Source organism: Moraxella tarda (assembly GCF_035181405.1).
In the GTDB taxonomy this organism is placed as follows: Bacteria; Pseudomonadota; Gammaproteobacteria; order Pseudomonadales; family Moraxellaceae; genus Moraxella.
In genome coordinates this window covers 1-19,016 of the sequence record NZ_JAYGGV010000001.1, presented here as the reverse complement: position 1 = coordinate 19,016, position 19,016 = coordinate 1, and the positions used below count along the sequence as shown (strand labels likewise).

Sequence of the window (19,016 nt, the reverse complement as noted above, 5' to 3'; positions counted from 1 at the left end):
GTTAAATTAACGTTTAACTGCCATTAAAAGCATAGACGCTTCGTATAGTCTTGCACGCACATTGCCCTTTAATGTTAAGGTTAATTCAAATCGGTACTCTCCAGAGTATTTTGGTAAAAACAATAAAGTGTTGCGGTTAATTTCTCTTGTAATACCAAAATACCCTGATGTGCCACTGCCGTTAAAATAATGGCCATTATTATTACCCCCAGTTTCACTCATATACCCACTCATAACAAACCTATTGAATGACGGTGGATTTTTTTCACCATAACCCAAAATCCACTCTTTTTCGCCACTGGAAATATGTGTAGCAACTAAGTTAATTCGTGGTGGTGAGCTATATGCATTGTATTTATCGGAAATTTTAGCTCCTGATACTCGTGCGTACAAATTAATTACAACAGGAGCTTGTTCTGAGTTCATTGTTGCAGCAAAAATCACTTCGTCTTCAATCTCCCCATTCCACTCCTTAAATCCAGAATTTAGGGCTCGTGGCACAATAATAGCTTCGTTAGCAATATTTAAAGTGTCTACTGCTAAGTGTCCAATTTTTGCAGATGTTACCGACCCATCTTGCAGTTGCAAAGAACCCACCGAGCCATTTCTGATTTTAACGCTATCAATAGATGCGTTAGCAATCTTGGCGTTATCAATACTAGCATCAGCAATATGAGCATTTGTGATACTCGCACGAGCAATGTGAGCCGTGTTAAACCAAGCTCCCGCAGGATAGCTTACGCCGTCAATGGTTGTTGGGCGTGTGTTAAAAATAAAAGGCTTTTTAGCACTTGTAGTCCCCCCAAAGTAGATTTGGTCAGCGTTGATGCCAAAGCGAGAAGTAACACGACCGTTTTGCAAATCGCTCATCAGACCATAACCACTGATAAAGCCGTTATTATCAACCGTTACCGCTTTAATCGTACGCACGCCATTGAACGACTGCTCTACATTTCTGATGCTGGTTGTCTGACCGTTTACGGTGCTTTGTAGGGTACTGATTTTACCTACTTCCGATGTCAGCTTGCCGTCAATTTGCCGCACGCTGCTTTTGACTTCATCAAGAGCGGTGGCGGTGGCGTATTGACCGTTGGGCTGTCTGATTTGTGTGCTTAGCTGACCAATGCGTTCAGATAACGCTCGTTCTTTATCAGTCAAAGAGCGTTCAAGCTGTTGTATCGATGCGTTAGCACTTCTATCAGCTTGCTTATAAGCTGTGTCAATCTGACCAATGCGTTCAGATAATGAGCGTTCTTGTGTCGCTTGCGACTGCTTATATTCGCTCAAAAGCGAAACCACACTTGCTAGGGCATTATCAGGCAATATAAGGCTCACATCACTTAGCGTAATCGTTGTGCTATCTCGTGGGCTAGTACGATAAATGTGTAGATTATCATTACCGCCATCGCCCACCACCCAATCAAGCTCGTGGGGCGTTCCGTTTGCCATTATCTCACCAATCCGATTAACACCTCGTGGCGAGGAGTTGTAAATTAGTACTCGTTGAGTTGGAGCTGTTGTCGCCTTGATGATAACTTTTTGCCCCTCCGTCAATGTGCGACCAATCGGATAAACACCGATTAAAAACTCGGTGGTCGTTCTCTCTTGGGTATTGCTTAGCAAGTTGGGCGAGTTCATCAGATTATCAAAGCGTGAAGTCAGTCTATCAATACTGCTTGCCGTCCCATTTTGGGTTTGTCTGATTGCGATAATTTCGCTGTTGATGTTGTCTGTGGTAGTTTTTAATTGGCTGTATTTTTGGCTTAAATCGCCAGTAGTTACCGCAAGCTCTCGCACTTTTGATGTATGACCGCCTACCGTTTGTGTAAGGTTTGCCAATTCTTGCGTTTTGGCGTTATTGGCGGTCTGCAAAGTGCCAATGTCACGGATTGCCGATGTGATACGGTTTCGCTCCGTGTTAATATCACGAGCTGCATTGGCAAGCTGTTGATTTAGGCTTGGCAGTTGGCTATTTACGGCATTTACCGCATTTTCAAGCGTACCAATCTTAGCAATCGGTGTGCGTAAGGTTTGGTCAAGATGGCTTTGGCCAATCTGACCTGACAAGATGTCTAATACCTTGCTTGCGTCCGCCGATGTTGTGCCAGATACCCACGCTGTCCAGTCGGACGCATTACCCAATTTATCCACGATTCTGGCACGATAAAACTGGGTTAATCCGCCTTGTAAGCCTGTGATGGTGTGGCTGTTGGTCGGATAACTAAATACCGCCAGCGTAGCAATGTTCGCTTGTCCGTCTGGGCTGACTTGAATTTGTGTAAAATTGGTGTCATCACTACCTTTGGCAAATGTCCAATCCATTTGCATACCAAACAAAATACCCTTGACAACCAATTTAGCAAGGCGTGGCGGTTTGCCTGTTTTGCCTTTGATGGTGGTTAATTGACTGGTGGTGGCTAGGCTTTCATTATCAAAACTATCAACTGCTTGTACTTGTGCTACATATTTACCTGCATACACGCCGTCAATATCCACGCTTTGCCCTGATATTTTGGGTAAGGTTTGCCAGTTGCCGTCATCTTTTCGCCATTTGACGATATAAGCGGTTGCCCCTGTTACTTGCTCCCAGTTGATTGTTAGCGTGGTTAGTGCTTGCCCTTGTACGGTGCGGTTTGAGCTTGTTAAGCTGACCGAATTAGGGGCGGTAATGGGTGTGGCTTTTAACACGCTGTAAGGCTCTTGCGTGATGTGTACGCCATTGTCCACCGCTTCAAATTTTTGCGGTTCATATTGCAAGGCGGTGATGTCAAAGGTGGCATCATCATTTTGAGCGATTGACAAGATACGAAATTGCATTAAGTTTAAATCATCTGACACAATCGCCCAAATGCTGTCGTTTGCGACATTTAACGCTTGATTAACGGTTACAATTTTGTCATTTATGGCGGTAATGGTTGATGAGACAACACCGTCTGCCGTGGCGATTGTCAAAGTATCGCCCACTTTACCTGCGGTGCGGTCAAGGGTAATTTGATTGTCATTAACAGCGACAATCCGCCCGCTTATCGCTCGTCCTGCAAAGATGTCATCGGCAATATTAATCACTTGTCCGACTTGTGGGATAAAGCCTTGTAAGCCTGTTTTAAAGGTGACGGAGCGTGTTTCTAATTGTTCGGATTTTAACGCCCACAGTCCTGCTCGCACGGCTTGCCCCTTTGATGTACAGCCAAAAGCGTTAATATCAAGCTGACGAATGCCTTGTGTGGCAATAGCGGTCTCATCTTTGACAAATTCATATTCGGTCTTAAAATCGTTATCTGGGTTATCCCATGCTACTTTGACGGCGGTGTGTCTATCCCTTGCTCGTGTGCCTGTGTAACTAAACTCACCGCCCACCACATTGGCACGGCTAAAAGTATAAACTGCTTCTTTTGGCGTGTCTGCGTCCACCACAATATTTTGTCCGTCCCAAAAGCTCATGCCACGAAATACAGAAGCCAAGTTTTGTAAAACACGATAAGCGTCATCGGCTTGCTGAATATACACATTGACGGTAAATCTTGGTTCTTTACCGCCCATGCCATCATCAATCAATTCATCACAATATTGCCCAATCTGATACAACCGCCATTTGTCCACAAGCCCTGCCAATCTTTCACCCAAACCATAGCGTTTATGCGTGCATAAATCATAAAACACCCAAGCAGGGTTATTGGAATACGCCAGCTTAAATTGTCCGTCCCAAAGTCCGTGATACTGCCTTGTGATTGGGTCGTAATTGGTGGGTACTTGGATTAGTTTACCTTTTAGGCGTACTGACAATTTGGCAATGTTATTAAAAGTTTTTGAATTATAAGTTAAACCCAAAAGAGCGGTGCAAGGGTAGGCTAACTTGGCATCAATAATATCGGTAATTGCATCAATCGTCATCGTATCAGCCACCAAATCGCTATCACGATTGGGGGTAATACGGCGAATGCGAATTGTCCAACCTTTTTTAGCAGGGGGTAAATCAATGCGATGCGATTTTTTAAAGCCAGAACTTGCCTTGCCACGAATAGTTTGGCGTAACACTTCAACAAACGCCCCTGTGTCAGTTTGCACATCAATGGCGTAGTCAATGGACAAGCCTGTAATATCGCCGTTGTCTTTTTGTTCTCGTAGGGCATTAAAGTTTAGGCGTACTCGCACCGCTGACAGCTCTTGATTATTAATCGCTTTGGTAAAAGGGCGGTCGTGGCGAAGTTCTACGCCAATGTTTTGCTCATTTTCAATGGCAGGGAAGCCTGCAATATGGCTTTGGTCTAATGTGCCTGCTCTAAAATCCCAAGTTACGCCCTTAAAATTGGGCTGTCCGCTCGCATTAATTAAAGGTGTGCCGTCAAGCTTAATGGACTTACCACCGTCTGCCAAGCCAAAGATTTCGCCTTCGCACAGTCCATACAAGCCTTTGTAAAAACTGGTTGAACTTAAATCATCTTTGGCAATGTGGGGTTTTTGGGGTTGTGATTGACCTTTTTTTGAGCCGTGAATTTGCATAATTAACCTTTAAAATTTACGCTTTATCTTCAGTATAAATCCCTGCCGAAGCGATAAAACCGCCCACATCTCGCTCACCGTACAAAATCGGTACAGGGTTGCCTTGTGCTACGGTGGTGACAGCACCACCAAAGCCGTTATTGGGGCGGTTGCCGTCTTCATTGGCAGGGTCAAGTCTGGGCGTTGGCATCAGTAGCGTTGCCACACCGCCCATCATCATGCCAATGCCTGCACCAATTAAAGGCTGCATACCTGGTACAAACACCCCCACACCGACCATGACCGCCCCAGCCACCACTTGTAACCAACCAAATTCTTTACCGCCTGAGCCGATAATCTTTGGCACAATGTGAATGTGGCTTGCGGTGGTGGTATCGTTTAGCTCGTTTTGGCTAATGTTAGTGCGTTCGTTTCTTTTTTTGCCATTAAACACCGCAAAGCGATAGCCCAAGCGTTCGCTATCATTCATAAAAGCTTTAAAGGCAGGGATTTGGACTGCTATCGCATGAACCGCTTCTTTGGCGGATTTGACATCAAGTTTAAAAAATCTGCCGAATTTTTTGGCTAAAATGCCGTGTAGTTCAATGGTTTTCATGGATATACTCTAATAAAAAAATAAACTTTTTTGTTGATAAAATGCTTGACATTATAAACATTTTTGTTTATAATAATCCCATCAACCGCAATCAAGGGTAGTTATGAAATACAGCGATTTAATCAAACTCTTGCGTGAGCAGGGGGCGACCTTTAAAGAGGGTTCTAAACACACTAAGGTGTATCTAAACGGTAAGCAATCCACGATACCACGCCATAGAGAAGTAAAAGAGACCACCGCCAAAGGCATTATTAAACAGCTACAAGCAAACCAAGACTAGGGGGCAACCCCTAGCTTTACCCAAGATTGCAAACCCTAACCACAAATGGAGTGATTTTATGTACTACCCTGTTACCCTAACGCCTGATACAGACGGCTTTTGCGTTACTTTTCGTGATATTCCAGAAGCCATCAGCCAAGGCGATACCATTGATGAAGCCCTGGAAATGGCAAAAGATGCCCTAGCTGTGGCGATGGAGTTTTATTTTGAGGACAACCGAGCCGTACCGATGCCAAGTACAGCCCAAGATGGCGAGCATCTGGTTGGCTTACCACCATCAGTTTGGGCAAAGGTGCTACTCTTAAATGAAATGCTTGCCCAAAATGTCAGCCAAGCCGAGCTTGCCAAAAGAATGGGCATTGTTCCCCAAAAGGTAACTCGCCTTGTGGATTTGTCGCATACCACCAAGATTGATACTTTGGCACAAGCCTTTGATAAATTGGGTAAGCATTTACAGGTTGGTTTGGCTTAATGTTTGATGCCTAACCACCAACGCCGTCCGTCTTTGCCAACTTTCGCCATACATTTCACGCACACTTAATCTGCCGTGTGGGTGATGTAATACCAAACAATCGCCCACACAATCAGGCGTATTTTCGCTTGTTAATTTGCCATTACCCAAAAAAATCAAGGCATGATTAATATGGTGCGTTCGCCCCACACGGCATAAAATCACATCATGCGGTTTTATATCGTCCACCACTACAAACCCTGCCTTTGCAAAGTTATTTTGATAAAGTGGCTCGTGGTTTTCATCTTCCCACCAATCATCAATTCGCTTAAAATTTGGCAAGTCAATATTTAATTCACGCTTAAAATAATCTTGCACCAAAGTATAACAATCTTGCACGCCATGCACATATTCACGCCCCAAAAGGGGGGTATGGTGGGCTTTTGCCTTGTGAATTTGCAAATCAATATAAAAATCATGGGTGAGTAAATCTTTGCCAACCCCACAAATTACCCAGTCCACACCATGTAGCCCCATTTGGATTTTATCCATTTCGGATAGCTCGCCTGCACCATCTGGGTGGCTGTGGACAATCGCTTTAATCTCGCCAATCTTGGATAATTTGATAAATTCACTTGGGTCAATCTCAAAATGATTGTATGGGTCAATAGCGATATTGTCGCAAGGGTAATACTCATCGCCAATAATTAAGCCACAACACTCGGCAGGGTAGCAGGTTTTGGCGTGGCTTGTAATGGCGGTTGTAAGTTGTTTGGTGAGTTGCATTTTTTACCCATAAAAAAAACCGCCTAAGCGGTTAAAATCTGTTTTAATTCAAATATTTTGCAAATAAAAAAGCCAAGCAATTTATACACAAAAAGGTGTAAACTGCTTGACTTTACTTGTATTATATAATACAATATATGCCATCAACACAAGGGGTGTTGATTGGTAAGGCGTAAACCAACGCTTACGCCAAAAACAAGGAGTAAAACGATGAAAACTCTTGCTAAGGTGTTTATCATCATCGTTCTGTTACTGCTAAGCTACCCAGCTTACTAACAGATAAAGCCTAAAAGCGGTGCAACGCTCATGGCAGGTTAGGTGGAAACGCCTAGCCACTCCTTACCCATTATCATAGCACCATTTTTGTAAAATTCAAGGATTTTTTTATGGCAGACAAAGCAAGCACGCAAGCACGCAAAAAAGCAACTGACAACTATTTTGAAAAATCATTGGCACGCATTAGCCTTGTCATAAGCCATACCGAGCCTCAAGTTTTGTCAGCCTTAGAAAAAATCATCGCACACAAGGACTGCTCAAAAGCAATGGCAATTAAAACCGCTTTGATTGAATACGCCAAATCGCTTGATTAACCGACCAAAGAGCTTGCAGGAAATCCGCCAAAGCGTGCTCCATTATCCCTTAGCTTACAATCGCTAAGCCTACCACCACACCTGTCCAGTTCTGGATTATCCGTTGGCTTGCCATCATTGGTAAATCTTGCCGTACCAAGATAACCGCATTCTTCGCCCCGATACCGCCCACACACCGCCCAATGGCAATAGCTGGTGATTTGCCGTACTGGGATTTTTAAGCCTTCAAAGTCCACAGGGTTTGATAGCTCAAATGTGGTCGTGGCGTTGGTTTCGCTAGTCTTTTGTTCGATGTACCAGATAGCGGTGCGGTAATTCTGCTCGTCCGTGCTGTCTAGGTATTCGGCAAGGGTATGGATGGCTTTGAGTTTTGCCCCTGCAAAATCGCCGTAGCGTAGGCAGAGTAACCGCAACGCCTGCGGTACGCCATTGATGTCATTGTGAATTGTCAAAGTGGGAGCGGAGGCTTTACCGTCCGAGCGCATCTCAAGCCCGTCAGCTTTGATGGCAATGGGGCTAAACTCTTGCCCTTGCCAGCGAATCACACCGTCATTGTGTCCGTGGAAACGGTAAATCTCACCGCCCAATTTGCGAGCGTCCAATTCGTACAGGGTAATAAAACCCTGTACGCTACTCTTTTGGATTTGATTATTAAAACTCATCTAATTATCCGTAGGGTGGACTATGCCCACCATTTTAATCACCCAGTGAACCTGAGCCTGTTTCGCTTTCAGAGGCTTGGCTGGTCTTGTCTTGCACCGATACCGCCACGCCAAATTCATCGTTTTTATAGACGCAGGTAAAGGCGGTAACAGTTTTGTCGTGATTCCAGCCTTGTAGCTGTTTTAATTGGCCGTTCGCCCAAGCCAAGATTTCAGCGGTTAGGGCGTTAATCCGTCCTTTTTTGGTGGGCTTGTCATTGGTGATGATTTCAAAATCATCATCATCTGCGTGATAAACAATCTCAATGTTATCGGCTTTCTCGCCATACTGGGCTTGCCAGTGGTCTACTTGATAAATAAAATCTTGTAGGGTTTTGGCATCAAGGCGTGATAGGGTGGTTAGGGTTTGTTCGCTCATAGCGTTCTCCATTAAAAAGCCCAACCGTTTGACGGTTGGGGTGTGAAATGTCCGATTGTCGGACGGTTAAATTTGAGTTAGCCACAACTCGGCCAAAGAAAATAATTATTTAAAATCAATGAGTTAAATTTTCGGCCAACATTGGCCACAATTTAAATTCTTACTCTAAAAAACTTGCTCAAACTTCAAACTAATCTGCCAAAAGTTACCTTTTCGCTGACTTTCTTTGTAATCCTGACAAACATATTTTCTAGTTTCGCCGTGAGGGTCAGTCCAAAGAAAAGGGGTAACACCCCCATGCTCATCTAAAAAATCCATGATTGGTTTGATGACGGTGTCATAATCGCCTGTTTTTTCACCACTCCAATCTTTTGTTTTGTTGTTAATGCCGAAGCTCACACGCTGGGCGTAGCCATCGCCGAACTGCACTTTTTTTACATTGTGCTGGGTGCTGGCAGATGCCCCCATGTTCATTTTCCAAGCAAAAGTCTTGAGATTATCTGCCATAGAGCAGTCCTCCTTGTCGTCTTTCTTTTTGTAGTTCGGACTGGACGGCAAGTTTAATCGCATTGCCTAGGCTTTTGCCCATGTCATGTGAACTTTGCACATCGCCACCATCGTTATTGACCGTTACGCTGATGTTGATGACTTGACCACCACCATTGCCCTGCAATCGGTTCAAGGTATTATCCAAATTTTGGGCGGTGTGTTTGGGTAATACTCGCTCGCCTTTTTCCAAGTTCCAAGTACCTGATTTTGGCACAGACATAATGCCATCGTGGGCTTGGCCGACTGGGCGAATGGCATTAACTGCCGCTGCTAATGCCCCTGTACTTGCCAGCGTGCTTGCCACCGCCCCCAAATTGGCAGGAAATGGGGCTGATGCCCATGCTTTGGCAATCGCTTCTTTTTGCTTCATGATGATGGTTGCCACTGAATAGGCTTTTTCCATCGCAAAGGCGATTTTATAATGCTTAGACTGCTCACCATAGACTTTTTTCATGGTATTTGTGATGCCACCTAAAATGCTTTGATTGGCAGTAAACATGAGTTTTTCTTTGGCTTGTACATGTGCTTTTGTCAATTCTTCAGATTGCTTTAAATAAGTCTGTTCATCAATTAAGCCCTGTTCTCGTGCTTGATTGAGTCTGTCCTTTTCTTCTTTAAATTTCTTTGTGATGTCAAACGACTGACCAAGCATTTGACTGGCAAAATCAAGACCGCCGAACGCTTGATCAATACGAGCTGTGATACCAACACCACCAAACACTTGATTTTGTTTTATTTGTTCAAACAGCGTATTTAGCTTTTCAATCTGTTTCTTGGCTTGTTCATGTCCAACGATTTTGCCAATTTCTTCATCATCATAGCCTTGCTCTTTTAAATCCCATCTTGTGCCAGCCATCTCATCGCCAAAATGTTTAAGCTCGTATTTTGCTTTGTTTAGGCTTTTTTTGCTTTCTTCAATTTTTTTGATTCGCTCATGGGCTTTTTGTGCTTCTAGCAGGGCTTTTGTCCGCTCAAGATACGACTGCTTAATCTCTTTAGAGACACCATTGTACTCTTTGGCGTGGTCTAATTGATATTTTAAAACATCTAATTCAGACTTGCCTAGTGAGTAGATTTTTTCGTCAATGGCAAGCATTTTGTCTTTGACAGATTCGTTTTTTTGCAAAGTATAAAACTGCTCGGTCAGCGTTTTTAATTGTTGCAATTTTTTTGGGCTAACGCCTGTATATTTGCCCTTGTCAATGTCATATTGCAAGGCACTCAATGGGTCGTCTTTGCCAAATAACGCAATGTCTTTTTTTAATTTGCCAATCGCTTCATCCACTTCATTGGTCGCAGCCGCTGCATTTTTTTGTGTACCGCTGAGCTTGTTGGTATCTTTTATCCCTTTGCCTACGGCTTTGTTTAAGTCATCTTGAGACTTGGTGAGTTTTTTATTGGCTTTTTGTTTGGCGACCAGCCCATTGACATAATTTTCAACAACATTTTTTGGTTGATAATCTTTTGGCATTTCAACCGTTGCATTGATTACGCCATCAAGTCCGACTGCTTTAAACGCTCTTTGAGCTCCTTTTGCAATGCCATTCCAAAGATTGGCAAATGCCACACGCACTGAGTGGATTGCTCGCCCAAAGAAGTTTATCATGCGATCAAGTAGGCGAGCGATGACTTGAATCAAGCCAACAAAACCACCTTCTGTACCAGCGAACAATTCACTAAAATAGCCACTGACCACGCCTGTTGATTGGCCACCGCCAGAGGCAAACGAGCTAAAAAATTTGTCTATCTTACCGCCAAGCCATTTAAAGCCATTAATGCCGATATCCACCAAATCACCAAGCATACTACCAACAAGATTGACAGCATCAGACAGGCTATCCATCGCTTTTTGTAGTCCCATCGTGCGGACAATCACAGCCGAAATCACGGCGGCAATCGTCGTAATGGGGTGGGCTAGGATAATACGACCCAGGGCGGCAAAGGCGGTGCCAATACCCATCACGCCACGAGCGGCGGTAACGCTGGTTGCGATTAACGCACGCTGGGCGGCAGCAAGGCTTAGTGTCGCACGAGTTTTGGCGACGGCGGCGGCAGTCGCTGTGCCTAGTGCTGCTGTTTTGGCGGGCATTGCACGCACAAAGCCCATCACTGACGCGGTCGCTTGATTGATCGCTAGGCTGTAACGGTGCATTGCCATTTGTGCACTGGTTGTACCACTCGCCCAAGCCATTAGAACATTACCCAGTTGCTGGGTGCTGGTTGCGTTGGCAATGCTGGTGCGAATGTTTGCAAGCATTGAGCCTGTCAAGCTGTCCACACTCAATTTTGCCGATAAAAATCGTGCAGCCATCATTGTCAAAGCAGGAGCGAATACCACGCCTAGCACATTGGCAATGTGTTGCAGATTGTTTGCCACCCAATCAATCGCTGTCGTTGCGGCTTTTGCCCCTGATTTTAGGACATCAAGCAGACTGATGTTGCCGACTTTTGTATTCATAATGGCAAGTTGTAGTGAACCCCAACTGCCAGCAAGCATAGAAATCGCTCCGTCAAGCGTATTCATTCGCTCCGCCATCGCTGTTGCAAATTGGACATTACCAATATCGGTCAGGTATTTTTGAATGTCTTGTGAGTTGTTTTTGACTTTGGTGGTTACGCCTTGAAAGGTAAATTCAACATCAGAGCCTTGTTTTTTTGCCTTAATACCAAACTCTTTTAAGCGTTCAAATTCGCCCGTGCTAGCATCCGCCACCGCTTCAATCATCTGGTTTAGGTCTTTGCCCATTGCTGCGGCAGTGTTACCAAAACTATTTAAACTGGCGACTGACGGATCAAGCCCAAGATTTTTAAGTTTATTAAAGCCATCGACAGCTTGATTTAGGTCATAGGGTGTTTTGCTCGCAAAATCGTTAAGCTCTTTCATCTTTTCTGCCGCAGCGTGAGCTGAGCCTGTGGCAGTGATTAGGCTGGCATTTAGGACATCGAACTGGCGTTGGGTTTCGATGATGCCCGTTAGATTAGAAAAAGCATAACCCGCTACTGTAACCGCACCCGTTACTAAGGATAAGCCTGTAACAACATTGGTAAGGCTGATTTTGGATTTTTTCTCCATGCCTTGAAATTTGCTGACCAGCCCCTCAGTGGCAATGCTTGCTCGATTGACATTGTTTTGAATGTCAGTCATTGCTTTTTGGGTCTGAATATTGACTTGCTTAATACTGCGAGTAAAATTCACCGTATCGGCACCAAGTACGATATTAATGTTCAAAGACATTTCGGTACTCCAACAAAAAAGCACCCTAATGGGTGCTTTTGATTAAAATATTGACTGTATCATTTATACCGCTTAGTTTTGCGGTGCTTTTTGGATCATTTTGTCTGCAAATTTTAAGGTTGACTCAATGATAACCGATCTGCCATCATCAAAAATGAGTATCAGTGGTACTCGGCGTTTGCTTCTGGCAAATAACGCAAGACCACCAAGTAATAAAGTGGCTATACCATTGCCTGAGGCAAGGGCGATAGGCGTGGATAAACCTGAAACAAGATGAACCTTGTCTAATTCGTCATTCATTTCATCGTATGAGGCACCCTTGATAATGCTGGCTGTAACTAATTTATGATCAGGAATGACTTCTAGTTTCCTGCTTCCTAACGGTCTTAATACAAAATTACCAAAGCTATAATGAAAGTCTTTGCGGTCATCAAAATATTCTGAATATAGAATTTTTGCTTGCATGATAATTCCTAATAAGTAAGACAAATGAATCATAATCCAATCTGCTACAATCAAGCAATACATTTCCTTGCACGCTGATTTTGCAAAAATTCAACTGCCAACTCTTGTGCGATATAGAATTTGACGGCTTGGACTTGATTAGACATAAAATGTCTCCTTTGGATTTTAGTTAGTATTACCCAAAATAGGGTAACGGGTCTCAACTACTGTACTCAAAGACACAGCGGGCATATTTCCCTTAGGGGTGTTGTATTACGCCTCTCAACCCGTCATAAGACGAATGTGGCTATGCGTTTTTGTTCAACTGTGGTGATATGACCACAGTTCACAAATTACAGGCACAAAAATAACGCTCTTTCGGGGCGAGATTTGATACCGCTTTGAGTTTTAGTAGTGGACATAATATACAACAAAAACCCCACCTTGTAAAGCGGGGTTTTTATTGTGTTTTTTATATCAATTACAAGCACCAGCACCTTTTGCACCGTATTCTGCCTGTTCTTTAGTAAACTTATCGCCATGTTTTGATGATAACTGACCAACCAAACCTTTACAAGAAAAGCCTTTAAGTTCCAAGTAGCTTTTGGCGGCTGCAACGGCTTGTTCATTCCAATCAACATTAAGGCTATCCACAGCAATAGTAGCATCTTCCTTGCTATATCCATCGCCATACTCTGATGATAGTTGTGCAATCAAACCATCACGAGAAAAACCCTTTAAATCTAAATAATTTTCAGCTGAACGCACCGCATTTTTTTGTGATGCAGTTAGTGCAGGCTCTTCAGGCTTTGTCGCTTCAACATCACCAGCCTTAGCTTCAGCTACAGTCTCTGACTTAGCAACATCGGTCTTAGGCTTATCATCGCCAAGCATAGCCATAACAAAGCCAAATACAATCAACGCTATGATTGCATAAACAATAAACTTAAAAAACTTCTTCATTTGTACACTCCGATTAAATCCGAGCCTACATAATACACAATCTGTTACATTAACGCAATAGGTGGTTACAATTTGCTATCTTCATCGCTTTTAAACTTTCGCACTTCACTTAGAATATCAGGCAATCGCCAAGCAAGTACTATCAATAACACAAAAATGCCCAAGATTATTAAGTTTGTCATAGGCAATTCTCCCAATTTAGTCAAATCTATGGTAAAATTCATCTTAAGTTTAATTCCTTTCTTATTCAAAGGGGTTAAATTAAAAAACCCTTAAACCGCCACAGTTTAAGGGTTTTTGTTTATTCAGATTTTGTCTGCTTTGCCATTTATTTTTTCTTATTCATTTCTGCCAATTCCAATCCATCCATCTCAAAAATAAGCTCATCAATCAGCCAGCGTGGCAATGGGCAAGCATAATGTGCCAATACGCTTGATACATCAGCCACCGTTAAAGGCAAGCCCACGCCATCAACATAACGCCTAGCACGGCTTGCCAGCACAAACACCTGTATCACACTTAGGCTAATGCCATCATTGGGCACAGCTTTTGGTGGTGCTATGCCTAGCCGTTTGTAGCTTTCTAGGCGTTTTGGGGTTAATTCTGATTTTTGTTTTTGCCATTTGTATTGGTCGATGACTTTTTTTGAACGGCTTGCACCTTTTCGCCAAACTCTTTCATTAAGTCAGTAAAAGTGTTTAATAACAGCGTTAGAAATTCTGCTAAATCATCGCTATCGGTAAAGGCATTTTCAGCAACGGTAAGCAGATTTTCGCCATTAATCGGATATGCTGTATCATCAACAGTTACATTCCATTCTTTCACACAGTATTCACCAATCAAAAATAGCACCGCTTCATTGGCATTAATGCCTTGATTGCCCTTTTTTAGGCGGTCTTTGGTCAGTGCCTTATTGTTGTTTAAAAATGGGGCAACCTCCCCAAAAGCAGCGTTAAACGCATCATCTTTTTTAATGCAAATCGTCAGCTCAATGCCGTTATCGTGCTTGATTTGACGGGTAACTTCATCGGTAAATTCAGGTTTTTTAATGATATTTAGGTTAAAAGTCATTTTTAAAATTCCTTATATTGCTTTACATTGTAAAACATTTGCATTACAATAAAAAAAATTGGAGGTAAATTATGGCTAATTTAAACATTCGCTTAGATGACACTTTAAAAGAACAATCTTTTGCCGTCATTGAACGCTTGGGAATGACACCCAGCCAAGCGATTAAAATGTTTTTGACACAGATTGCCCAAACAGGGGCTGTACCATTATCGCTTGATTATATCGCTTATGAACAAAACCCCACCACAATGCAAGCCATTGATGATTTTCGCAAGGGCAAAGTGCATAGCGTAAGTGATGGCAAGGCTTTAATGGACGCTTTAAATGCAGATTGATTACACCAGCCAGTTTAAAAGAGATGCCAAAAAGCATTTTTTAGCCTTAGCTAGTGAGGCGTGGGCAGAAGTTTTGTATTGTCTGTTAAATGATTTGCCATTGCCAGCCAAATACGCTGACCACGCCCTAACAGGCAATCTTCAAGATTTGCGAGATTGCCATATCAAGCCTGATTTGGTTTTGCTCTATGCCAAAGACAACGATACGCTCACTTTGGTGCGACTAGGCAGTCATAGCGAGCTTGGCATCTAAGGCAAATGTTTTTCTAAAACAGGGCTTTCGTCCACCACCGTAAAATTCACATCAGCCGTTGCCAAATCTTTACCGCTAGGGCTAGGGATTTCGCCAGATACTTGAATTTTTGGCAATTTTAAAATGTATTTTTCGCCTTCGTTGAATTTAATCTCAAATTCCAACGCCAGCGTTTGACCTGTGATTTGTTTTTTAAGCACTTCATGGGCTTCTGGACTATATGCAATCGTCATTGAACCTGACGCATTAGCAAGCATAGCAAGCACATTGCCGCCATAAATATTATCGCCTAGGCATTTTTGCACTTCGGTTTGGTTATCCAGTTCAAAGCTAATGCTTTCCACGCATACGCCAATCGGTGCTCCGTTTAGCTTGATATTGCCGACCGATAAGCCACTTGCTTTGGTGCTGTCAGGCGTAACCGTTGGGCTGACGGCAAATGATTTGGTGGTGCTTTCGTCATATCCTAAGCCTGTAAAGCCAAAAGTAACTTTGGCAAGGTTTGAGGTATCCACCGATAGGCTTAGTTTTGAGACGACACAGCCCTTAAAAATATGGTTTACATTGATGTCGGTAAAATCTTTGGTAATAGCAAATGATGATTTGGCACTACCAATAGATAGCGTATGCAGTTTTGGATTGGTGGTATTCCACTCACCCCAAAAGGCGGCGGCTAATAACTCATCAAACGCCCCAAACATGAGTTCTGTTTCAATATCGCCCGACACTTCGGCAGAAGTTACCATGCCTTGCTTGGCAATGCGACCGCCGCCCACCAGTTCACTTTCGGTAAGCTCGGCTGATACGGTTAAGCCGTTTGAAATGTTTGGCAAGGTTTTCCAACCTGTTTTTGGGACGGCTTTAATATCCGTCTGTTTTGCGTATGCTGTGACGACTTTTGCACCACTTGACATTGATTTACTCCCATAAAAAAGCACCCAAAAGGGCGGTTAAAAAATTATAAGAAAAGATTTACAAAATATAAGCTATAACTTATACTAACAATAACTAATCAAGGAAATGTTTATGTGGACCGTAATATTTAGCCCTGTCTTTCATAGTTGGTTTGATGAACTTGACAGCGATGAGCAAGACAGCGTTTTTTATGCTTTAAAGCTACTAGAACAACTCGGACCACAGTTAGGCAGACCTTATGCAGATACGCTTTATGAAAGCCAGTTATCCAATCTTAAAGAATTACGCATACAACATAATGGTAAGCCTTATCGTGCATTTTATGCTTTTGACCCCATTCGCCAAGCAGTAATGCTTTGTGCTGGCGATAAAACAGGCGATAAAAGATTTTATAAAAAAATGATACCACTTGCTGAACAAATCTATGCAGACTATCTCAAGGAAAAATCACTATGACAACATACATCACTTTACAAGAAAAAATGGCAATGCTTGATGATAAGCGTCGTGAACAAATTGAAGCTCGTGCTAATCATACCCTGCTTGCCATTCGTCTTGCCGAGCTTAGAAAAAATGCCAAACTTAGCCAAAAAGAATTGGCTGAAAAAATCGGCATTTCTCAATCAGCCATTTCACAACTTGAAAGTAGTGGCAATGTGCAACTTGACACATTAAATAAATATGTTACTGCATTAGGTGGTAAACTGCGTTTATCGGTTGAAATGCCCAATGGTCAAGTTCATCTCTAATTAAAACGATACGGCACACTGACATTGATTTGATAAAAGCCGTCAGATACGCCTGCATTGATGATACTGGGGGCTAATAGCTCCAATTTGTCTGTTTGGTAGCAGGATAAATGACGAGCTAGGCTATCAGCGTGGCGTTTAAGCTCTGCCGCGCCTGTATTTTCACGGTCAAATAATTGGATAATTAGCGTTCCCACTTCACGCACGCACGGCTTATCATTCATACAGGCGATATGGTTAATACCCCCTACAACGCTTACCCTAATCCATACGCCAGTTTTAGGCGGTGTAAAATTACGGTTTAGCCGTGCCGTGCGTTCTTTATTGAATAAATCCCACTCAACTAAATGGGTCATAATTTGTTTTTCAATTTCTAGGCTGTTCATAAACTACCCTAAACTCGCCACCATACTGTTAAACGCATTGCCATACACACCTGTTGGGGCTTGTTTAGACCAGCCGTTTTCTAGGCGTATGCAATACGGTACATTGGTTTGGATAAATACAGGTTCATATTGCCCGATTGCAAGCGTTGTCGTTGTTGCTCCACTCATCGCATAGCTTGGAGAGCCTACGCTGATATGGTGCGAGTTACGATAACGCCCTGTATCAACAGGGCTTAAAGCACGCACATTGTTGATTGTGTTATTCACGGCTTTATTGACTACTTCATTTACATTTTTTTCCAATTCATCAATAAATTCTGTTGGCGGTCTATCCCAGCCCATATTACACCTGCCTTAATTGCACTGTCATACTTACCCTTGCAGGGTCTTGTGCGATATGGACGACTTGATAACCGTTAATTCTATCGTCTAGCTGTATCTCATCGCATTCAGCTTGTAGCACGATGAGTTTTACATCGGTGGCAATGATTGTACTGCCGTCAATCTCACTTGAACGATAAGCACTAAACACGCCACGCCCAACATACTCATAAGGCTTATTTGTGGCATTGCCATTTTCCAGCCAGTCATCATCGGATAGTGTTTGGCGTATGCCTGTAAATTCTGATACGGCGTCTTTTAGGTCATCATCAAAGGCTTGCTTGATGTCGTTTGTAATGTCGCTATACAATCCCATGCTTACACCCTGCCAACAGGTACATTTAGCCCTGTAAATTTCACGACATACGGCTCAAGCAATGCGTCAGCTATCATCTGCCCTTGACTGATTGCTTGACCGTCTAATCCGTCTTTGTAGGTCTTAGATACCGATACATCGCCTGCTTTTGATGATTTACTGGCAATCACGCCTTCGGTGCGTCCTGCCATAAATGTGCCGTCAAGAAAGGCTGTGGCAAGCTCAACACCTGCCAGCACAATATCGCTAGGCACTTGTAGCACATCATCAATATAAGTGGGGTTAGTAAGCCGTACGCCTTTGTTTTTGATATAAGCATTTACAACGGCTAAAGTTCGCTTCTGCTCTGTTTCATCTAAGCCGTCTAAGGCTGATTGGATATGTTCAATGGTTAGCATTATTTATCCTGCAACTCTTTGCTTGTCTTTCGCCAATTGTTAATTGCGTTGATGATATTAGGGGATTGCCAAAGGACAATCAGCACACAGGCAACAATACCAATCGTCATAATTTGCACCATAGTTAATTCTTTTAATATCTCTAAAAGTGTGATAAAATCACTCATATCAAATTATTCCTTTTCTACATCAAAAGGGATATAAAAAATACCCAGTAATTCGCAGTTACTGGGTATTTTATTACGCCTAAAAAAGCTCAAAAATTAACTTTCCACTTTTTTAAGGCTCTTTGGTTTTGCGTTTTGGTTTTTCGGCTTCAGTCTTTGGTTCTGCCTTTGGTTCAACTTCAGCCTTTGGTTCTGCCTTTGGCTCGGCTTTTGGTTTTTCCACTTCAGCCTTTGGTTCATCTGTCGCCAGTTTGTGCAATGGATAAATATCTAAATACGCCTGTGGCACTTTGCCATACACAGCGTCGCACTTTTCCAAAAAATCATTGTCTTTATAAGCACTCGCATTACGAATGATAAGACCGTGTTTTTTGGCAAATGCTTGGTTGTCCAAACCAAAATCATCAGTAAAATAAAGAATTTTTTTCATCATTTACCCCAAAAAAGCCCCATAAAGGGGCTTTGGTTATTGAGTTTGTAATAGTACGCCTGCTGTGTCTTTGATGTCGGTAGCGATTTGTTCCCAGTTGGTAGGCGTTGCCAATGCACCTGCATTTGGATTGTTGCCACCT

The 19,016-nt window shown here is 42.9% G+C and carries 26 protein-coding genes; 7 read left to right on the top strand and 19 right to left on the bottom strand.

Going from position 1 to position 19,016, the window contains the following annotated elements; genetic code table 11:
- Positions 1–6 precede the first annotated feature (6 nt).
- Together U9670_RS00130 and U9670_RS00125 are read right to left on the bottom strand one after the other, a co-directional pair.
- Positions 7–4,500 (bottom strand): TipJ family phage tail tip protein, encoded by a 4,494-nt coding sequence (locus U9670_RS00130; RefSeq protein WP_323842639.1) that lies wholly within the window; start codon positions 4,498–4,500, stop codon positions 7–9.
- A gap of 16 nt (positions 4,501–4,516) precedes the next feature.
- Positions 4,517–5,095, bottom strand: coding sequence for a tail assembly protein (locus U9670_RS00125; RefSeq protein ID WP_323842594.1), 579 nt, complete (start codon positions 5,093–5,095; stop codon positions 4,517–4,519).
- A 103-nt stretch (positions 5,096–5,198) separates the two neighbouring features.
- Here U9670_RS00125 and U9670_RS00120 point away from each other — a divergent pair, with 103 nt between their 5' ends.
- Both U9670_RS00120 and U9670_RS00115 read left to right on the top strand, forming a co-directional pair.
- Positions 5,199–5,375 (top strand): type II toxin-antitoxin system HicA family toxin, encoded by a 177-nt coding sequence (locus U9670_RS00120; protein ID WP_323842593.1) that lies wholly within the window; start codon positions 5,199–5,201, stop codon positions 5,373–5,375.
- A gap of 58 nt (positions 5,376–5,433) precedes the next feature.
- On the top strand, positions 5,434–5,847 hold the full coding sequence (locus U9670_RS00115) for a type II toxin-antitoxin system HicB family antitoxin (RefSeq protein ID WP_323842592.1): 414 nt from the start codon (positions 5,434–5,436) through the stop codon (positions 5,845–5,847).
- Here the strand turns inward: U9670_RS00115 and U9670_RS00110 are convergent.
- Positions 5,827–6,612 carry a C40 family peptidase gene (locus tag U9670_RS00110; protein WP_323842591.1) on the bottom strand — a complete coding sequence of 262 codons (786 nt, stop codon included), beginning with the start codon at positions 6,610–6,612 and terminating at the stop codon, positions 5,827–5,829. The two genes, U9670_RS00115 and U9670_RS00110, sit on opposite strands and share 21 nt — an antisense overlap.
- Positions 6,613–6,998: 386 nt before the next feature.
- On the opposite strand from U9670_RS00110, the gene U9670_RS00105 reads away from it, so the two are divergent.
- Complete coding sequence (locus tag U9670_RS00105) at positions 6,999–7,202, top strand: hypothetical protein (RefSeq protein ID WP_323842590.1); 204 nt, start codon at positions 6,999–7,001, stop codon at positions 7,200–7,202.
- Here the strand turns inward: U9670_RS00105 and U9670_RS00100 are convergent.
- From U9670_RS00100 to U9670_RS00065, 8 genes are all read right to left on the bottom strand, one after another.
- Positions 7,199–7,864: a phage minor tail protein L gene (locus U9670_RS00100; RefSeq protein WP_323842589.1), complete on the bottom strand. Its 666-nt coding sequence runs from the start codon at positions 7,862–7,864 to the stop codon at positions 7,199–7,201. The genes U9670_RS00105 and U9670_RS00100 overlap by 4 nt on opposite strands.
- A gap of 34 nt (positions 7,865–7,898) precedes the next feature.
- Positions 7,899–8,282: a hypothetical protein gene (locus U9670_RS00095; RefSeq protein ID WP_323842588.1), complete on the bottom strand. Its 384-nt coding sequence runs from the start codon at positions 8,280–8,282 to the stop codon at positions 7,899–7,901.
- A 165-nt stretch (positions 8,283–8,447) separates the two neighbouring features.
- Positions 8,448–8,789, bottom strand: a complete 342-nt coding sequence (locus tag U9670_RS00090) for a phage tail protein (RefSeq protein ID WP_323842587.1) — start codon at positions 8,787–8,789, stop codon at positions 8,448–8,450.
- A complete protein-coding gene (locus U9670_RS00085; protein WP_323843753.1) occupies positions 8,779–12,066 on the bottom strand; it encodes a tape measure protein in 3,288 nt (1,095 codons plus the stop codon). The genes U9670_RS00090 and U9670_RS00085 overlap by 11 nt, the downstream gene beginning before the upstream one ends.
- 72 nt (positions 12,067–12,138) lie before the next feature.
- Entirely contained in the window at positions 12,139–12,531 is a 393-nt protein-coding gene (locus U9670_RS00080; protein WP_323842585.1) for a hypothetical protein, read from the bottom strand.
- Between the two features lie 456 nt (positions 12,532–12,987).
- A complete protein-coding gene (locus U9670_RS00075) occupies positions 12,988–13,473 on the bottom strand; it encodes an Ltp family lipoprotein (protein ID WP_323842584.1) in 486 nt (161 codons plus the stop codon).
- A gap of 328 nt (positions 13,474–13,801) precedes the next feature.
- Positions 13,802–14,017, bottom strand: coding sequence for a hypothetical protein (locus U9670_RS00070; protein ID WP_323842583.1), 216 nt, complete (start codon positions 14,015–14,017; stop codon positions 13,802–13,804).
- Positions 14,018–14,070: 53 nt separating this feature from the next.
- Positions 14,071–14,544 (bottom strand): hypothetical protein, encoded by a 474-nt coding sequence (locus U9670_RS00065; protein ID WP_323842582.1) that lies wholly within the window; start codon positions 14,542–14,544, stop codon positions 14,071–14,073.
- A 71-nt stretch (positions 14,545–14,615) separates the two neighbouring features.
- Here U9670_RS00065 and U9670_RS00060 point away from each other — a divergent pair, with 71 nt between their 5' ends.
- Entirely contained in the window at positions 14,616–14,879 is a 264-nt protein-coding gene (locus tag U9670_RS00060) for a type II toxin-antitoxin system RelB/DinJ family antitoxin (protein ID WP_323842581.1), read from the top strand.
- The gene (locus U9670_RS00055; RefSeq protein WP_323842580.1) at positions 14,869–15,132 is read left to right on the top strand and encodes a type II toxin-antitoxin system RelE/ParE family toxin; all 264 of its coding nucleotides are present in this window, start codon (positions 14,869–14,871) and stop codon (positions 15,130–15,132) included. Before U9670_RS00060 ends, U9670_RS00055 begins: the two co-directional genes overlap by 11 nt.
- Here the strand turns inward: U9670_RS00055 and U9670_RS00050 are convergent.
- Complete coding sequence (locus tag U9670_RS00050) at positions 15,129–16,046, bottom strand: phage tail tube protein (RefSeq protein WP_323842579.1); 918 nt, start codon at positions 16,044–16,046, stop codon at positions 15,129–15,131. The genes U9670_RS00055 and U9670_RS00050 overlap by 4 nt on opposite strands.
- A 112-nt stretch (positions 16,047–16,158) precedes the next feature.
- Between U9670_RS00050 and U9670_RS00045 the strand changes: the two genes are divergently transcribed.
- Together U9670_RS00045 and U9670_RS00040 are read left to right on the top strand one after the other, a co-directional pair.
- A complete protein-coding gene (locus U9670_RS00045) occupies positions 16,159–16,503 on the top strand; it encodes a type II toxin-antitoxin system RelE/ParE family toxin (RefSeq protein WP_323842578.1) in 345 nt (114 codons plus the stop codon).
- Positions 16,500–16,796 carry a helix-turn-helix domain-containing protein gene (locus tag U9670_RS00040; RefSeq protein WP_323842577.1) on the top strand — a complete coding sequence of 99 codons (297 nt, stop codon included), beginning with the start codon at positions 16,500–16,502 and terminating at the stop codon, positions 16,794–16,796. Before U9670_RS00045 ends, U9670_RS00040 begins: the two co-directional genes overlap by 4 nt.
- On the opposite strand, the gene U9670_RS00035 is transcribed toward U9670_RS00040, so the two are convergent.
- The 7 genes from U9670_RS00035 to U9670_RS00005 form a co-directional block, all read right to left on the bottom strand.
- A complete protein-coding gene (locus U9670_RS00035) occupies positions 16,793–17,182 on the bottom strand; it encodes a phage tail terminator-like protein (RefSeq protein WP_323842576.1) in 390 nt (129 codons plus the stop codon). The genes U9670_RS00040 and U9670_RS00035 overlap by 4 nt on opposite strands.
- Positions 17,183–17,185: 3 nt before the next feature.
- Positions 17,186–17,524, bottom strand: a complete 339-nt coding sequence (locus tag U9670_RS00030; RefSeq protein WP_323842575.1) for an HK97 gp10 family phage protein — start codon at positions 17,522–17,524, stop codon at positions 17,186–17,188.
- Between the two features lies 1 nt (position 17,525).
- Entirely contained in the window at positions 17,526–17,879 is a 354-nt protein-coding gene (locus tag U9670_RS00025) for a glutamate 5-kinase (RefSeq protein WP_323842574.1), read from the bottom strand.
- Positions 17,880–17,881: 2 nt separating this feature from the next.
- The gene (locus tag U9670_RS00020) at positions 17,882–18,277 is read right to left on the bottom strand and encodes a hypothetical protein (protein WP_323842573.1); all 396 of its coding nucleotides are present in this window, start codon (positions 18,275–18,277) and stop codon (positions 17,882–17,884) included.
- On the bottom strand, positions 18,277–18,444 hold the full coding sequence (locus U9670_RS00015) for a hypothetical protein (protein ID WP_323842572.1): 168 nt from the start codon (positions 18,442–18,444) through the stop codon (positions 18,277–18,279). Before U9670_RS00015 ends, U9670_RS00020 begins: the two co-directional genes overlap by 1 nt.
- 112 nt (positions 18,445–18,556) lie before the next feature.
- Positions 18,557–18,874 carry a hypothetical protein gene (locus tag U9670_RS00010; RefSeq protein ID WP_323842571.1) on the bottom strand — a complete coding sequence of 106 codons (318 nt, stop codon included), beginning with the start codon at positions 18,872–18,874 and terminating at the stop codon, positions 18,557–18,559.
- A gap of 36 nt (positions 18,875–18,910) precedes the next feature.
- The coding region (locus U9670_RS00005) for a major capsid protein (protein ID WP_323841599.1) at positions 18,911–19,016 on the bottom strand (106 nt) is incomplete at its 5' end.

Excerpts from the sequence above, each read along its gene's own strand:
- U9670_RS00090 (WP_323842587.1), bottom strand. The coding sequence starts at position 8,789 with ATGGCAGATAATCTCAAGACTTTTGCTTGGAAAATGAACATGGGGGCA.
- U9670_RS00115 (WP_323842592.1), top strand. The coding sequence starts at position 5,434 with ATGTACTACCCTGTTACCCTAACGCCTGATACAGACGGCTTTTGCGTT.
- U9670_RS00020 (WP_323842573.1), bottom strand. The coding sequence starts at position 18,277 with ATGCTAACCATTGAACATATCCAATCAGCCTTAGACGGCTTAGATGAA.
- U9670_RS00025 (WP_323842574.1), bottom strand. The coding sequence starts at position 17,879 with ATGGGATTGTATAGCGACATTACAAACGACATCAAGCAAGCCTTTGAT.
- U9670_RS00045 (WP_323842578.1), top strand. The coding sequence starts at position 16,159 with ATGTGGACCGTAATATTTAGCCCTGTCTTTCATAGTTGGTTTGATGAA.
- U9670_RS00095 (WP_323842588.1), bottom strand. The coding sequence starts at position 8,282 with ATGAGCGAACAAACCCTAACCACCCTATCACGCCTTGATGCCAAAACC.
- U9670_RS00050 (WP_323842579.1), bottom strand. The coding sequence starts at position 16,046 with ATGTCAAGTGGTGCAAAAGTCGTCACAGCATACGCAAAACAGACGGAT.
- U9670_RS00015 (WP_323842572.1), bottom strand. The coding sequence starts at position 18,444 with ATGAGTGATTTTATCACACTTTTAGAGATATTAAAAGAATTAACTATG.
- U9670_RS00040 (WP_323842577.1), top strand. The coding sequence starts at position 16,500 with ATGACAACATACATCACTTTACAAGAAAAAATGGCAATGCTTGATGAT.
- U9670_RS00060 (WP_323842581.1), top strand. The coding sequence starts at position 14,616 with ATGGCTAATTTAAACATTCGCTTAGATGACACTTTAAAAGAACAATCT.
- U9670_RS00130 (WP_323842639.1), bottom strand. The coding sequence starts at position 4,500 with ATGCAAATTCACGGCTCAAAAAAAGGTCAATCACAACCCCAAAAACCC.
- U9670_RS00125 (WP_323842594.1), bottom strand. The coding sequence starts at position 5,095 with ATGAAAACCATTGAACTACACGGCATTTTAGCCAAAAAATTCGGCAGA.
- U9670_RS00080 (WP_323842585.1), bottom strand. The coding sequence starts at position 12,531 with ATGCAAGCAAAAATTCTATATTCAGAATATTTTGATGACCGCAAAGAC.
- U9670_RS00105 (WP_323842590.1), top strand. The coding sequence starts at position 6,999 with ATGGCAGACAAAGCAAGCACGCAAGCACGCAAAAAAGCAACTGACAAC.
- U9670_RS00010 (WP_323842571.1), bottom strand. The coding sequence starts at position 18,874 with ATGAAAAAAATTCTTTATTTTACTGATGATTTTGGTTTGGACAACCAA.
- U9670_RS00085 (WP_323843753.1), bottom strand. The coding sequence starts at position 12,066 with ATGTCTTTGAACATTAATATCGTACTTGGTGCCGATACGGTGAATTTT.
- U9670_RS00100 (WP_323842589.1), bottom strand. The coding sequence starts at position 7,864 with ATGAGTTTTAATAATCAAATCCAAAAGAGTAGCGTACAGGGTTTTATT.
- U9670_RS00035 (WP_323842576.1), bottom strand. The coding sequence starts at position 17,182 with ATGAACAGCCTAGAAATTGAAAAACAAATTATGACCCATTTAGTTGAG.
- U9670_RS00120 (WP_323842593.1), top strand. The coding sequence starts at position 5,199 with ATGAAATACAGCGATTTAATCAAACTCTTGCGTGAGCAGGGGGCGACC.
- U9670_RS00055 (WP_323842580.1), top strand. The coding sequence starts at position 14,869 with ATGCAGATTGATTACACCAGCCAGTTTAAAAGAGATGCCAAAAAGCAT.
- U9670_RS00065 (WP_323842582.1), bottom strand. The coding sequence starts at position 14,544 with ATGACTTTTAACCTAAATATCATTAAAAAACCTGAATTTACCGATGAA.
- U9670_RS00075 (WP_323842584.1), bottom strand. The coding sequence starts at position 13,473 with ATGAAGAAGTTTTTTAAGTTTATTGTTTATGCAATCATAGCGTTGATT.
- U9670_RS00030 (WP_323842575.1), bottom strand. The coding sequence starts at position 17,524 with ATGGGCTGGGATAGACCGCCAACAGAATTTATTGATGAATTGGAAAAA.
- U9670_RS00110 (WP_323842591.1), bottom strand. The coding sequence starts at position 6,612 with ATGCAACTCACCAAACAACTTACAACCGCCATTACAAGCCACGCCAAA.